Source organism: Bacteroides sp. AM07-18, from assembly GCF_003602695.1.
Classification (GTDB): domain Bacteria; phylum Bacteroidota; class Bacteroidia; order Bacteroidales; family Bacteroidaceae; genus Bacteroides; species Bacteroides uniformis.
Genome location: NZ_QTLM01000006.1, coordinates 176,602 through 190,658, shown reverse-complemented (window position 1 = coordinate 190,658; position 14,057 = coordinate 176,602). Strand labels below are relative to the sequence as shown.

Genomic DNA, 14,057 nt, shown 5'->3' with positions numbered 1-14,057 from the left:
TATTATATATAGTGTATATCCAAATCTTGTTTATTCTCATGTTAACGTAGTGTCAGGGCTATGGTTTGTCCTTTCACTATCCGGCTACCGCTTGCTATGGACTGGTTCCTCACCCGTCCTACGCCGTTTAGCCTTACTTTCAGTCCTTTACTCTCTAAAAGGTAGACAGCATCTTTCGCTCCCATACCTACCACGCTGGGCACGGTGCCCGAGGCCGGTTCCTGGTCTTGCAGGATGACTGCCGACGGAGCTGCTTGTGTATGCCCCCACTGTTCCTTTTTCTTTTGTCCGGCGAACTGTTTCTGAACGGGCACTTTCAAATCATTCAGTACAAGGAGTGCTTCGTTCATCTCTCCGGCTTTCACGGGAGGAATCACATTGGTGGTACTGTCTATGGCACTGCGTATGTCAAAACGCAGGTCTTTGGCATAAACTCTTTCTGCTATTTTCCCAAAGACACTACCTGCCATCAGACCGCCTGAAGCTGGTAACCCAGGCTTCTGAATGGAAACGATGCAACTGTATTTGGGTGCTTCCGAGGGGAAATATCCGCAGAAACTTACAAGGTAATTCACCCGTCCCGACTTATATCCGGCGGCTCCTTGTGAAATCTGTGCCGTACCCGTCTTGCCCGATACGGAGAATTGCTTGCTGCCGGCGGGTTTTGCCAGACCTTGCGATACCACTTTCCGAAGGATTTCGCGGATCTGTGTCAGGGTATGGTCGGAACATATCTTGGGATTGATTACTTCCGTAGGATATTCTTTCACTACCTCACCGTCCTTTACCGCTGCTTTCACAAACTTGGGGCGTACCATGACCCCGTTGTTGGCTATGGCATTGTAGAAGGTCAGTATGTTCATAGGAGGTACCTGAGTCTCGTAGCCGATACTCATCCACGGCAAAGTCGTTTTGGCAAAATAACGCTCTTTGGGTCCTTTGATGTTGGGCTTCCCTTCACCGGGTATTTGCAGATGAAGCGGCTGGTCGATGCTCATGCGCTTCAAACCGTCCACGAACTTCTGCGGATTATCCTTGTAGTGCTTGTCGATGAGGTAGGAGACACCCACATTGGAAGAAACTTCCAGAATACGTGTCACATCTATCTTTCCGTAACCTCCCCGGTGCCAGTTGTGGTCCCTCATCTTGCTGCCGTACATATTCATAATACCGTTGCCCGTGTCTACCTCGGTATCCGGGGTTATCTTGCCATCTTCCAGTGCCACCATAATGGAGGCTGTCTTGAAGGTGGAGCCCGGTTCCAACATATCGCTGATGGCATTACTGTTCATTTCGTAGTAATTGCCGTCTCCGGCTTTCATCATGTTGACAATGGCCTTTACTTCTCCGGTAGCCACTTCCATCAGTACGGCTACCCCGACGTTGGCATTGATTTCCTTCAACTTGTCCACCAGGGCTTTTTCGCAGATGTCCTGCATGCCTACGTCGAGGGTGGATATGATGTCACAACCGTCTACCGGGGGAAGGTCTACGATATTCAGGTATTTATTCATCACCTTCTGACGGTGGGTAATACCGTTCCGTCCTTTCAGCAGGGTGTCGAAGGCCAGTTCAATGCCGTTACGGGCTCCCATGGCTGTATCGGCATAGAGACGGCCCAGGGTTTGGGCTGCCAAAGAACCGAACGGCTTTTTACGCTGGTTGTATATCTGTTCGTGGAACCCGCCTCTGTACTTGTTCATCTTGAATACGGGTAACCGCTTGGCTTCCTTATACTGAATGTAAGAGATGCGCCGGTTGCGGTTGGGAAGAATGTTGTAGTTCCGGCTCTTCATCTCCCGCCCCTTGCGCAGATGGCTTTTGAAGGTGGCGGCACTGATGTCCGGAAAAATCTGATGAAGCCCGATACAGATGGAATCGAAATTGGCTTTCCAGATAGAATCCTTGCGCTGCTGGTCCTTTTTGCGGCGCTTCTCGTCCCTTTCGCCGGACATGAAGTCCATATATATTTTATATTCCGGCAGCGAACTAGCCATCAGTTTGCCATCCGAGGACAGGATATTTCCCCGGTTGGGCTTCACCGTTACATTCTCTTTTACGAAGCGGTCGGCTACATCGTGCCAGTACTGTCGCTCGGCAAACATAATCATGGCGCCTTTCACAACAATAGCTATCCCCACCAACCCCATGAGTAGGACGACGAAGAAGTAACGGGTCATTATGTTTTTTTTATTTACAGCCAATGTTATTTACGATTTAACGATTTACGATGTACTATTGAAATTACTTTAATCCTCAATTCTCCATTATTTTAGTAAATACGGTGGATTAGTGGAAGTCTGCAAATCGCTTTCTTTGGTGGCGATGTATTCCTCGATGCGCGATTGGCGGCTCCGCTCCATCAATTCCGAACTGCGTGTCAGGGCATCGTACTTGATGTCTATCAGCTCTTTTTTAAGATTGTCTATCTCTATCAGTTGCAGTTGGCATTCGTAACGGTTGTTGATGTAAATAATGATAAGCACCATGATAAGGAACAACAATCCGGCTTGGCGGCGGAAGAAGTCTGTGGCCAGAATGTCGCCTCCGATGATGTTCTTCAGTGAGGTGCGTTTTTTCACCTTTTCCGTATTCTTTTCTTCTTGCTTCTTTTCCATTGCTAGTCACTAATCATTCATTACTCTTTCTGCAATTCTCAGCTTGGCGCTGCGCGAACGCGGATTGCGCTCTATCTCTTCCTCGTCCGGTACAATCACTTTGTTGTTGACTAGCCGGAACGGGGTCAATACGTTCCCGAAAAAATCTTTTTCGGCCTTGCCTTCCACGTTGCCGGTTTTCATGATATTCTTCACCATACGGTCTTCCAGGGAGTGATAGGTTATCACCACCAGGCGGCCTCCCGGCTTTAGCGCTTCTGTTGCCGCATACAGCATTTCTTTCAGTGCTTCCATTTCCTGGTTTACCTCAATGCGCAATGCCTGGAATACTTTTGCCAGTTCTTTCTTCTCGCGTTCGCGGCCGAAGAGTGGTTTGACGATTTCCAGAAATTCGCCGATGGTGGCAATTCTCTGCGTAGCCCGTGCCTTAACGATGACAGATGCCAGTTTCCGGCTGTTCTTCAGCTCGCCGTACAGATAAAAAATATCGGCCAGCTTTTCTTCTTCGTAGGTATTCACGATGTCGGCAGCGGTTAGGCCGGCACGCTTGTTCATACGCATATCCAGTGCCCCGTCGAAGCGGAAGGAGAATCCCCGTTCGCTGTCATCAAAGTGATGGGAAGATACGCCGAGGTCGGCAAGTATGGCATCCACTTTTTCGATGCCGTGATAGCGTAGGAAGTTGTGCAGGTAGCGGAAGTTGCTGCGTACGAATGTAAAATGCGGGTTGTTCACAATGTTACGTTCCGCATCCTCGTCCTGGTCGAAGCTCAGCAGCCGGCCGCCGTCTTCCAGGCGGGACAGTATCTCGCGCGAATGTCCTCCTCCACCAAACGTTACGTCTACATACGTGCCGTCCGGACGGATGTTCATTGCATCTACGCTCGGCATCAGCAATACGGGGATGTGATATGTTGTTTCTTCTTTCATCATCTGTTGTTTATAGCTTATTTTCGTCACAACAAATATTTTCGTCTCCCAGCAGTTCTTCAAGAGCCTCGCTGAACTCGTCGGGGTTCATGAATGGTTGGTCGGCACGTTCCTTAGCCCAGATTTCTATTGTGTTGTCCACACCAATGAAGCGGACATCACTTTGTATACCCGCCATTTGCAGGTAACGTTTTGGGAGCAGGATGCGTCCGTTCCCGTCAGGGGTCATGACTTCCGCGTCACTTACGAACTGGCGGAAAATCATTTGTTGTTTGGCGTTCCATTTATTCAGCCGGCAGCGAAGTTGGTTTTGAGTGGCAAACCATACACTTTCCGGGTAGAGCACCAGGCAATCCTGATACACGTCCTTACGCAACACGAGTCTTTCTTCAGAAGCGGCTTGCAGCTGTTTCCGGAAGGTGGCCGGGATGAAAACTCTTCCTTTTGCATCCGCCTTAGCCTCGATATTACCTAAAAATTGTATCATTTCTCACCTTATTATAATAAGCGACGGTAAAAATACACATTTCCCCACAATTCCCCACAATCTTTTAACTAAAATCTTAGGAAGAAGTTTTCAACACCTTGTTGATAGCTTATTCATTTGATAATGAAGCTGCTTTTGAAACGCTTTGCTGGTGGGGGATTCGTGTAGTCTCTTTTGAAAAGATTCGGTTGAGGATGACGGTCTTTGGTTTGAAAGTCGCTTGTTGGTGGAATGGTGTCTTGGGTGGGAAACTTCTTTCCCAGCTTTGCGGATATCTAAACCAAGACTTGGTTTCTCTATCCCCAGGCTTGGTTTGGAAAAACCAAAGTTTGGGATAAAGCTCTTTCTTAACTCTTTCTTGTTTTAGTATTAACTTCTGAAACTTTTTTTGTTAACTTCCCGTCTATTTTGTGAACGTTACTACTTACCGGAAGATGATGGGAGGGAGGAGTGATAATATTCCCCCTGGAGTGGTTGATTATTACATTCATCCACAGAATCCAGGGGGGATAAATGTTTTTTTACTGTATGCTGTTCAGCAAGTCTAGCTTGCCCTCGTTCACCAGTTTTAGAATGAGTTCGCCAAACAATGTGTTTTGCCATGCAAACCAGGCGCGGGTGAACTTGGCGGGATTGTCTTTGTGGAAAGACTCGTGCATAAAGCCGGTTCCGGCTTCTGTATCCATCAACATCTTCACGCAAGTTTTAATCTCTTCATCGTTCTGGCTTGTGAAGGCTTTCATCATGATGCTCATCGGCCAAATCATGTCGTAGCCGATGTGCGGACCTCCAATGCCTTCGCCTGCCGTACCTTTGAAGAAGTATGGGTTATCCTCGCTCCATACGAAACGACGGGTGTTCTGGTAAATAGGATCGTTGATGTCCACATCGCCCAGATAGGGCAGTGCGATAAGGCTCGGTACATTGGCGTCGTCCATCAGAAGGTGGTTGCCGAAACCGTCTACCTCGAAGGCATAGATGGTGCCGTATTTGGGATGGTTGTAGGTAGCGTATTTTCGTAGGGCGGTTTCTACTTCTCCGGCCAGGTCGGTACATTCTTTTGCAAGCTCCGGGCGGTTATTGACTTCAGTCAGAATCTCGGCTGCCTTACGCAGCGAAGATACGGCGAAGAAGTTGGAGGGTATCAGGAATTGGAAGGTGGTGGCGTCATCGGAAGGGCGGAAAGAAGATGCAATCAGTCCGACCGGTTTCACCGGATTGCCCCAGCCGTCGTTGGTCATCGTGTCCAGTGCGCGTTCAGTTACCCGCTGGAAATGGTAGGAACCGCGTCCGTCACGGCGCTGTTGGTCGCGGAAGGTGGTCAGGATGTTTTGGATTGCTTTTATCCACTCGGCATCGAAGATGCTTGTATCACCGGTCGTTTTCCAGTAATGGTAGGCAAGGCGTAGCGGATAACACAGTGAATCGATTTCCCATTTACGCTCGTGCACCTCGTCGTTCATGTCGGTAAGGTCGGTTTTCCAGTGTCCGTCGGGGATGGGGCCGTCGTTGAAGGCGTTGGCAAACGGGTCTACATTAATCAGCTTGAATTGGCGGTTGATGACTCCTGCAAGCATCGTCTTCAGTTCCTTGTCTTCATTGGCCAGCTGTACGTAGGGCCACACCTGCGCACCTGAGTCGCGGAGCCACATGGCATGGATATCTCCGGTGTAGACAAATGTGTCGGGCTTCCCGTCTTTCTTGTCCTTGCGGAAATGGACGGTGGTGTCCAGCGTGTTGGGAAAGCAGTTAGTGAACATCCATGACAGCTTCTGATTTTTCAGCAGCTGCTGTATCCGTTGAATTTGTTCTTCTACGGCTTTGGAACGGAACAGTCGTTTTGATTCTACCGGTCGGTTGTCTTTCTTGATAGCGTCGGAGGCGCATACGTGGTTACTCATGGCCGGCTGTACGGCAAAAACGGCAGGAGTAGCCATTGTCATTGCTGCAAATGTGCAGGCTGTAATGATTGTCTGTTTCTTCATGTTGTTTATTAATTACTCGGTTTTTCTTTAGGTATCTTGGTTTGTGTCCCATGATTGCCCAAAGATAAGCATATTTACTTTTTTATCCGGCCAATTAATAAACAATTCTTAGGTTGTCGTATTCTCTTATCTGAAATCTTTCAGTTCCTGTTGCAGTTTCTGGCGGGTAAAGAAGATGCGGCTCTTTACTGTTCCAAGTGGGAGGTTCAGCTTTTCTGCGATTTCACGGTACTTGAAACCGGAGACATGCATGGAGAAAGGTATCTTGTACTCACGTGGCAAGGCATTGACAATGCGGTGCATTTCCTTCAGGTCGTAGGCGCCTTCTGTGCTGTCGAGTGTGAGGTCGTGCGGCGTGTTCAGATGATAGAGATTGTCTGTGGTATCTACAAATGTCTGGTCACGTACCACTTTACGGTAATTGTTGATGAAAATATTACGCATGATGGTATATATCCATCCTTTAAAGTTGGTATCAGGTGTGTACTTCTCTTCATTGTCCAGAGCTTTCAGGGATGTCTCTTGAAGCAGGTCGTTGGCCTCTTCGCGGTCGGAGGTTAATTTATATGCAAAGCGTAATAAGTCGTTTTGAACTCCGAGTAGGTCTTGGGTAAATGTTCTATTATTCATAATGGATGTTTTTTAAATTATTGTTCGTTTTATTGATGATGCAAAGCTACGGATGATTTCTCTTTTTGATAGACGGAAATCAAACTCTCTTTGGGGTAAAATCTAACAATTGGCAGTTTTCGGGTGGCTTTGGTTAGCTTTCAGTGCCTCGGATAGGTGGAAAAGTGGGATGTAGCCAGAGATTGCTATCCTGATTTTTGTAAATAATATTGTCGCAAAGCGTAACGGCTTGAATGAGTTTGTGTACGAAATACAAGGGGCGAGACCATGAAAGGCAGACGCGGGATTGTCCCGGCCTGCCTTTCTCTCTTTTGATACAACTAAAATCTGTACTCTTCTTAATTTATGGAAATCACTGGTTTTATATGCTGAGTGCTTAAACAAAATCCTTCAAGTCTTGTTGTAGTTTTTGGCGGGTGAAGTAAATGCGGCTCTTTACCGTGCCTAAGGGCAACCCTAGCTTCTCTGCAATTTCGCGGTATTTGAAGCCGGAGACATGCATGGAGAAGGGAATCTTGTACTCCCGTGGAAGGGCGTTGACAATGCGGTGCATCTCTTTCAGGTCATATGCGCTTTCTGTGCTTTCAAAAGCGGCGTCGCGCGGCAGGTTCAGGTGATAGAGATTGTCCGTGGTATCCACGAAAGTCTGGTCACGCACCACTTTGCGGTAATTGTTGATGAAGATATTGCGCATGATGGTGTATATCCATCCTTTGAAATTAGTATCGGGCGTATACTTCTCTTCGTTATCCAGAGCTTTCAGGGATGTTTCCTGCAAGAGGTCGTTGGCTTCTTCACGGTCGGAAGTAAGTTTGTATGCAAAACGCAATAAATCGTCTTGAACTCCGAGCAGGTCTTTTTTAAATGTTATATTGTTCATATGTGCTATGTTTTTTTTCGTTAATCTTGATATTGCAAGTTTACGGAAGTTTTCTCTTTCAGGCAGACGGATTTCAAACATACTTTAGGGGAAAAACTATCAATTGACAGTTTTTAGGTGCTATTTGATAGATTTCGGGTGCAGTTTTCTGTCATTTTTTTGCGATTAATTAAAAAGATGAGTTAATTTTGCGCATTCATTTCATCAAAAGAAGAATGGCTGACGACTCTTTATTTTTGATTGACATAGACAAGATACTTCGGGAAAAGGCTCCGAAGCAGTCTAAGTATATCCCCAAGTTCGTGGTTTCTTATTTGAAGCACATCGTTCATCAAGAGGAATTGAATGTCTTTTTGCGGGAGTCGAAAGATAAAGTCGGTGTAGATTTCCTGAAAGCTTGTCTGGAGTTCCTTGATGCCAATATTGTGGTAAAGGGGGAGGAAAATCTGCCTAAAGAAGGGCTTTATACTTTTGTGTCCAACCATCCCCTGGGTGGGCAGGATGGAGTGGCACTGGGTTATGTCCTGGGCTCCTTTTATGGTGGCAAGGTGAAATATATGGTCAACGACCTGCTGATGAACCTGCACGGACTGGCGCCGCTTTGCATCCCCATCAACAAGACGGGAAAGCAGGCCAAAGACTTCCCCAGAATGGTGGAGGCGGGATTTGCTTCGGACAATCAGCTCATCATGTTTCCCGCAGGGCTTTGTTCGCGTAGGCAGAATGGGGTCATCCGTGACTTGGATTGGAAAAAGACCTTTATCGTGAAGAGTGTCGAAGCCCACCGTGATGTAGTTCCCATCCACTTCGAGGGGCGGAACTCCAACTTCTTTTATAATCTTGCCAATTTTTGTAAGATGTTGGGCATCAAGTTCAATATCGCCATGCTTTACCTGGCAGATGAAATGCTGAAGAATCGCCATAAAACATTTACCATCACCATAGGGAAGCCTATCCCCTGGCAAACTTTCGACAAATCGAAAAGCCCGGCCGGATGGGCGCAATATGTGAAGGATATTGTATATAAATTGTAGAGAGACCGTATTTATATTAAAGAAGAACTACTAACAGAAAAATATGGAAGATGTTATTGCACCGATAAGCAAGGAGCTGTTGAAAGCGGAGTTGACTGAGGAAAAGCGTCTGCGCATGACCAATAGAAGTCATAATCAGATATATATCATTACTGCCCAAGACTCTCCGAATACAATGAAGGAGATCGGCCGTTTGCGCGAGATTGCATTCCGTGCTGCGGGAGGAGGAACGGGCAAGTCTATGGATATTGATGAATATGACATCATGGACAACCCGTACAAGCAGTTGATTGTCTGGAATCCGGAAGCAGAAGAAATTTTGGGTGGATACCGTTATATCTTAGGTACGGATGTGCGTTTTGATGAACATGGTGCCCCTATTCTGGCAACTGCCCATATGTTTAACTTTTCGGATAAGTTTTTGAAGGACTATCTTCCTACGACCATCGAGTTAGGACGTTCGTTCGTTACGTTGGAGTATCAGTCTACGCGTGCAGACAGTAAAGGTCTGTTTGCGTTGGATAATCTGTGGGATGGTTTGGGCGCACTGACCGTAGTCATGCCCAATGTGAAGTATTTCTTCGGAAAGGTGACTATGTATCCCAGCTATCATCGTCAGAGCCGTGATAAGATTCTTTATTTCCTTCGGAAACATTTTGCGGATAAGGACAACCTGATTACTCCGATGAAGCCGTTGCTTCTGGAATCGGACGAGAATGAATTGGCGGCTCTCTTCTGTAAAGACTCTTTTAAGGAAGACTATAAGATTTTGAATTGTGAAATCCGTAAGGCGGGGTATAATATTCCCCCGCTGGTGAATGCCTATATGAGTCTCAGCCCTACCATGCGTATGTTCGGTACAGCCATCAATTACGGTTTCGGAGATGTGGAGGAAACGGGTATCCTAATTGCCGTGGACGAGATTTTGGCAGAAAAGCGCATTCGCCACATCGAGTCGTTCATAGCGAGCGAACCGGAGGCGTGCAAGCTTACGTCGGGAGCAAATAAGGTTGTATCATAGGACTATCCGGAGGAATGTTTGTCGTCTGTTATACCGCTGGCAAGCTATTCCCGTTTATTTTCCTATATAAATCGAGTGCAAATACATCCGTCATTCCGGAGATGTAATCCAATACCGCCTGTATTCTTTCGTAGAGTGCAGGCGCTTTTATGTTGTACTGGCCCGATACGCGATTGATGAGCAGTTGCGAATATGCCTTTTCCGGAGAACGCACGGCGTCAATCATCAGTTCGAGCAGGGTACTGATGATGCGGAAACCGGCAAGTTCAATGTCCAGTACATCGCGTGAACGGTAAATCCTCTTCAGGGAGATGTCTGCACAGTGCTTGTAGGCATTGGCTGGTACCTCGGATATATGGTTGATGAGGCTTCCTTCAAATTCTCCTTTCAGAATCTTTTCTTCATTGTCTACAAAGGCTTGCACGCATTCGCCGATAAGCAGTCCGATAACGCTGGAACGCAGATAGGCTATTTGTTCATTGGTGTCACTTACTATCTCCATCGTTTTGAGCCGGTGTGCTTGGCGCTCTTTCGAGAAATAAGAAAGAAGCAACTCTTTGGTTTCTTGTGTAGTCAGAATTTTCAGTTTGTGAGCATCCTCAATATCCATCATCTGGTAGCAGATGTCATCGGCGGCTTCCACCAGATAGACCAGCGGGTGGCGGGCATATTTCAACGGGGCATCGTTCTGCTTCTCCATACCCAACTCTTCTGCTATGCGGCGAAAACTTTCTTCCTCTGTGATGAAGAAACCGAATTTTGACTTTTTGCCTGCAAGACTCGATGAAAAGGGATATTTCACGATGCTTGCCAAGGTGGAGTAGGTGAGTACAAATCCTCCCTGTCGCCTTCCCTCAAACTGGTGGGTAAGCAGGCGGAACGCATTTGCATTCCCTTCAAAGTGGGTAAGGTCCTCCCATTGGGAAGGTGTCAGTTGGCCCTTCAGGGACATTCCTTTTCCTTCAGAAAAAAAGGTGGAAATAGCTCGTTCTCCCGAATGTCCGAAAGGAGGATTTCCCAAGTCGTGTGCCAGGCAGGCGGCCGAAACGATGGAGCCTATTTCGGTGAGGTAGCTGCCTTGCAGTTCCGGGTGGCGGGCAATGAGAACTTTCGATACATCGTTGCCTAATGAGCGGCCTACGCATGATACTTCCAAGCTGTGTGTCAATCGGTTGTGGACGAATACACTACCGGGAAGAGGGAATACCTGGGTTTTGTTCTGCAGACGGCGGAAGGGGGCAGAGAAGATAAGGCGGTCATAGTCACGTTGGAATTCCGAGCGGTTTTCATGGCGTTCCTGGTGAAACTCTTCCAGTCCGAAGCGTTTGGCAGATATGAGCGTATTCCAATTCATCATGATGTTATTTGAGATTTGACGATTTACTATTTACGATTGAAGTTACTATTATTTAACTGCAAATGTATCACTATTTTGTATAAAAAGCCGTATTTTCGCCCAAGTTTATAGTAAAAGGAAGATGAATTGCGAAACTTGAATTACTCGAATTGTAAGAATAGAAGTAGCCCCAATCGTAAATAGTAAATCGTCAAATCGTAAATAACATCATGTTGAACGTACAAATCATCAATAAATCAAAGCATCCGCTTCCGGCTTATGCCACTGAGCTGTCTGCAGGAATGGATATCCGTGCAAACCTTAATGAACCTATTTCGCTGGCTCCGATGCAGCGGTGTCTGGTGCCTACTGGCCTTTATATCGCTCTTCCTGAAGGATTTGAGGCGCAAGTGCGTCCGCGTAGCGGATTGGCCATTAAGAAGGGGATTACCGTGCTGAACTCCCCTGGAACGATTGATGCCGATTACCGTGGTGAAGTTTGTATTATTCTCGTCAACCTTTCTGCAGAAACCTTCGTCATCGAAGATGGGGAGAGGATTGCACAAATGGTGATAGCGCGTCACGAACAAGCTCTTTGGCAGGAAGTGGAAGTGCTGGATGAGACGGAGCGCGGTGCCGGTGGCTTCGGGCATACGGGTAAAAAATGAATGGATATTGTTCCGTTTTACGGGTTAAGAATTTATAATTAAATAGATGAGAATCAGAGTAAAAATAATACTTGCGTTGTTGATAGGTACCTTCTGCTTTACTACGTACGGAGTGCAGGCTGCCAACGTTCAAGCTTCTAAGGAGAAAATGAGCGGGTATGGTCGGTCTGAAAAGGCACGGAAGGAATTGAAGAAACGGAAGAAGTCGAAGAAAGCCGACGTTTCGCCCGTAAAGGAGCTTACCCCCGAACAGCAGCGCCGTTACGACTACTTCTTTCTTGAAGCCGCCCGTCTGAAAGTCCAGAAAGACTATGATGCGGCTTTCGATGTCCTGCAACATTGCCTGACGATAAACCCGAACGCATCATCGGCTTTGTATGAGATGGCCCAGTATTATATGTACCTCAAGCAGGTGCCGTTGGGACAAGCCGCCTTGGAAAAGGCGGTGGAGAATGCTCCCGATAATTACTGGTATGCCCAGGGGCTTGCCAATCTGTATATGCAGCAAAACGAAACGGAGAAAGCCGCTGCCTTGTTGGAAAATATGGCGGTACGTTTCTCGGATAAGCTGGACCCGCTATACAACTTGCTGGAGATTTACAACCGCCAGGAAGAGTATGACAAAGTTATCGGTATACTGAACAAGCTCGAGGAACGGATGGGCAAGAATGAACAGCTCAGTATGGAGAAGTTCCGCATCTATCTGCAAAAGAAGGACGACAAGAGCGCCTTTCATGAAATAGAAAGTCTGGTAGAAGAGTATCCCAACGATATGCGCTATCAAGTTGTGCTGGGGGATGTCTATATGCAGAACGGGAAAAAGCAGGAAGCTTATGAGATTTACAAGAAGGTGCTGGCCGAAGAGCCGGACAATGCAATGGCCATGTACTCATTGGCTTCTTACTACGAAGAGACCGGACAGAAGGAGCTGTATGAACAGCAATTGGACACGCTGTTGCTGAACAAGAAAGTGGCTTCGGACACCAAACTGAATGTGATGCGGCAGTTCATCGTGCAGAACGAGCAGGCAGGCAAGGACAGTACACGTGTCATTACGCTCTTCAACCGTATCATGGAGCAGGAGCCCGATGAGGCGCAATTACCTTTGCTGTATGCCCAATATCTTCTTTCCAAAGGAATGAACAAGGAGGCAGGACCGGTTCTGCGCCAGGTTCTGGCGATAGACCCTACCAACACAGCGGCTCGTATGACATTGCTGGGGGAAGCTGTGCGCCAGGAGGATTACAAGGAAATAATGAATTTGTGCGAAGCCGGTGTGGAGTCCAATCCCGATATGTTGGAGTTCTATTTCTATCTGGCCATTGCCTACAACCAGGCGGAACGGACGGATGATGCCCTTGCCATCTGTCAAAAGGCTTTGTCGCACGTCAAGGACGACAGCAAGAAGGAGGTCGTATCAGATTTTTATGCCATTATCGGTGATGCTTATCACACCAAGAATCTGCATGCGGAAGCTTATGCGGCTTATGATTCCGCTTTGGTGTACAATCCTTCAAACATCGGTGCCTTGAATAACTACGCATATTATCTTTCCGTGGAGCGCCGCGACTTGGACAAGGCGGAAGAGATGAGCTACAAGACAGTGAAAGCCGAGCCGAACAATTCCACCTATCTCGATACATATGCATGGATATTGTTTGTTAAAGGTAATTATGCCGAGGCGCGTCTCTACATAGATGAGGCGATAAAGAATGATAAAGATAGCAGTGACGTGGTCTTGGAACATTGCGGAGATATCTATTACATGACTGGCGATGCGGAAGGTGCCTTGAAATACTGGAAACAAGCCTGGGATAAGGGCAATCGCTCTGATACGTTGAAACAGAAAATACAAAAAAAGAAATATATATCAGATGAAACTAAACCTGCTGAATGATATGGCAAGGACGTGCCGCCTATTGTCCTTGCTGTTGTTGCTGGCTGTGGGGCTTGCCGGTTGCAAGACTTCGCGTCACTCAAGTCCTCTGTCCGGAGAATCTGCCTGCCTTTCCTCCAAAGTGCAGCTGACGGTACCCCATAAAGATGCCACCCTTACTGTGAACGGTACGATGAAGTTGAAGAAGGAAGAATGCATGCAGATTTCCTTTCTGATGCCGATACTTCGTACGGAGGTGGCACGTATGGAAGTCACCCCGGATGAGATTCTGTTGGTAGACCGTATGGGAAAACGTTATGTCCGTGCAACACGTAAGGAACTGAAGGATGTGCTGCCCAAGAAGGCGGATTTTGCCCATTTGGAGAAACTGCTTTATGCTGCTTCCAAACCCAATGGCAAGAAGGTGCTTACCGGCAAGGAACTCGGGATACCCTCTCTGGAAAAGGGAAAGATTGAACTTTCCAACTTCTCGGATAAGCCTTTTGCCCTGACTCCTACCCAGCTCTCACAGAAATATAAAGAGGTGGAGCTGGAAGAACTGCTGGAAATGCTGATGGACCTTTGATTAGTT

13 protein-coding genes are annotated in these 14,057 nt (G+C 47.1%); 5 read left to right on the top strand and 8 right to left on the bottom strand.

Annotation, left to right across the window (positions count from 1 at the left end; all coding sequences use genetic code 11):
• Positions 1–41 precede the first annotated feature (41 nt).
• The 7 genes from DW096_RS10495 to DW096_RS10460 all read right to left on the bottom strand — a co-directional run bounded on the left by DW096_RS10495 (position 42) and on the right by DW096_RS10460 (position 7,530).
• Complete coding sequence (locus DW096_RS10495) at positions 42–2,180, bottom strand: penicillin-binding protein (RefSeq protein WP_005830388.1); 2,139 nt, start codon at positions 2,178–2,180, stop codon at positions 42–44.
• Between the two features lie 87 nt (positions 2,181–2,267).
• A complete protein-coding gene (locus tag DW096_RS10490; RefSeq protein WP_005830386.1) occupies positions 2,268–2,618 on the bottom strand; it encodes an FtsL-like putative cell division protein in 351 nt (116 codons plus the stop codon).
• A gap of 9 nt (positions 2,619–2,627) precedes the next feature.
• Entirely contained in the window at positions 2,628–3,548 is a 921-nt protein-coding gene (rsmH, locus tag DW096_RS10485) for a 16S rRNA (cytosine(1402)-N(4))-methyltransferase RsmH (protein ID WP_008662693.1), read from the bottom strand.
• Between the two features lie 10 nt (positions 3,549–3,558).
• Positions 3,559–4,035 carry a division/cell wall cluster transcriptional repressor MraZ gene (gene mraZ, locus DW096_RS10480; protein ID WP_005834563.1) on the bottom strand — a complete coding sequence of 159 codons (477 nt, stop codon included), beginning with the start codon at positions 4,033–4,035 and terminating at the stop codon, positions 3,559–3,561.
• Between the two features lie 521 nt (positions 4,036–4,556).
• Positions 4,557–5,978 carry a glycoside hydrolase family 125 protein gene (locus tag DW096_RS10470; protein WP_085931532.1) on the bottom strand — a complete coding sequence of 474 codons (1,422 nt, stop codon included), beginning with the start codon at positions 5,976–5,978 and terminating at the stop codon, positions 4,557–4,559.
• A 168-nt stretch (positions 5,979–6,146) separates the two neighbouring features.
• Complete coding sequence (locus DW096_RS10465; protein ID WP_005830374.1) at positions 6,147–6,650, bottom strand: RNA polymerase sigma factor; 504 nt, start codon at positions 6,648–6,650, stop codon at positions 6,147–6,149.
• A 376-nt stretch (positions 6,651–7,026) separates the two neighbouring features.
• Entirely contained in the window at positions 7,027–7,530 is a 504-nt protein-coding gene (locus tag DW096_RS10460) for an RNA polymerase sigma factor (protein WP_008662699.1), read from the bottom strand.
• Positions 7,531–7,745: 215 nt separating this feature from the next.
• On the opposite strand from DW096_RS10460, the gene DW096_RS10455 reads away from it, so the two are divergent.
• Together DW096_RS10455 and DW096_RS10450 are read left to right on the top strand one after the other, a co-directional pair.
• Positions 7,746–8,564: a 1-acyl-sn-glycerol-3-phosphate acyltransferase gene (locus DW096_RS10455; RefSeq protein WP_005830371.1), complete on the top strand. Its 819-nt coding sequence runs from the start codon at positions 7,746–7,748 to the stop codon at positions 8,562–8,564.
• A 43-nt stretch (positions 8,565–8,607) separates the two neighbouring features.
• Positions 8,608–9,585, top strand: a complete 978-nt coding sequence (locus DW096_RS10450; RefSeq protein ID WP_005830370.1) for a GNAT family N-acetyltransferase — start codon at positions 8,608–8,610, stop codon at positions 9,583–9,585.
• Between the two features lie 28 nt (positions 9,586–9,613).
• Here DW096_RS10450 and DW096_RS10445 read toward each other — a convergent pair whose 3' ends face one another.
• On the bottom strand, positions 9,614–10,942 hold the full coding sequence (locus tag DW096_RS10445) for a deoxyguanosinetriphosphate triphosphohydrolase (RefSeq protein WP_005830369.1): 1,329 nt from the start codon (positions 10,940–10,942) through the stop codon (positions 9,614–9,616).
• Between the two features lie 212 nt (positions 10,943–11,154).
• On the opposite strand from DW096_RS10445, the gene dut reads away from it, so the two are divergent.
• The 3 genes from dut to DW096_RS10430 are packed head-to-tail and all read left to right on the top strand — an operon-like array spanning position 11,155 to position 14,051.
• Complete coding sequence (gene dut / locus DW096_RS10440; RefSeq protein WP_025831605.1) at positions 11,155–11,589, top strand: dUTP diphosphatase; 435 nt, start codon at positions 11,155–11,157, stop codon at positions 11,587–11,589.
• A gap of 46 nt (positions 11,590–11,635) precedes the next feature.
• On the top strand, positions 11,636–13,486 hold the full coding sequence (locus DW096_RS10435) for a tetratricopeptide repeat protein (protein WP_005830367.1): 1,851 nt from the start codon (positions 11,636–11,638) through the stop codon (positions 13,484–13,486).
• A complete protein-coding gene (locus tag DW096_RS10430; RefSeq protein WP_057086959.1) occupies positions 13,464–14,051 on the top strand; it encodes a DUF4292 domain-containing protein in 588 nt (195 codons plus the stop codon). Before DW096_RS10435 ends, DW096_RS10430 begins: the two co-directional genes overlap by 23 nt.
• The last annotated feature ends 6 nt before the right edge of the window (positions 14,052–14,057 follow it).

Excerpts from the sequence above, each read along its gene's own strand:
- DW096_RS10495 (WP_005830388.1), bottom strand. The coding sequence starts at position 2,180 with ATGACCCGTTACTTCTTCGTCGTCCTACTCATGGGGTTGGTGGGGATA.
- DW096_RS10490 (WP_005830386.1), bottom strand. The coding sequence starts at position 2,618 with ATGGAAAAGAAGCAAGAAGAAAAGAATACGGAAAAGGTGAAAAAACGC.
- rsmH (WP_008662693.1), bottom strand. The coding sequence starts at position 3,548 with ATGAAAGAAGAAACAACATATCACATCCCCGTATTGCTGATGCCGAGC.
- mraZ (WP_005834563.1), bottom strand. The coding sequence starts at position 4,035 with ATGATACAATTTTTAGGTAATATCGAGGCTAAGGCGGATGCAAAAGGA.
- DW096_RS10470 (WP_085931532.1), bottom strand. The coding sequence starts at position 5,978 with ATGACAATGGCTACTCCTGCCGTTTTTGCCGTACAGCCGGCCATGAGT.
- DW096_RS10465 (WP_005830374.1), bottom strand. The coding sequence starts at position 6,650 with ATGAATAATAGAACATTTACCCAAGACCTACTCGGAGTTCAAAACGAC.
- DW096_RS10460 (WP_008662699.1), bottom strand. The coding sequence starts at position 7,530 with ATGAACAATATAACATTTAAAAAAGACCTGCTCGGAGTTCAAGACGAT.
- DW096_RS10455 (WP_005830371.1), top strand. The coding sequence starts at position 7,746 with ATGGCTGACGACTCTTTATTTTTGATTGACATAGACAAGATACTTCGG.
- DW096_RS10450 (WP_005830370.1), top strand. The coding sequence starts at position 8,608 with ATGGAAGATGTTATTGCACCGATAAGCAAGGAGCTGTTGAAAGCGGAG.
- DW096_RS10445 (WP_005830369.1), bottom strand. The coding sequence starts at position 10,942 with ATGATGAATTGGAATACGCTCATATCTGCCAAACGCTTCGGACTGGAA.
- DW096_RS10435 (WP_005830367.1), top strand. The coding sequence starts at position 11,636 with ATGAGAATCAGAGTAAAAATAATACTTGCGTTGTTGATAGGTACCTTC.
- DW096_RS10430 (WP_057086959.1), top strand. The coding sequence starts at position 13,464 with ATGAAACTAAACCTGCTGAATGATATGGCAAGGACGTGCCGCCTATTG.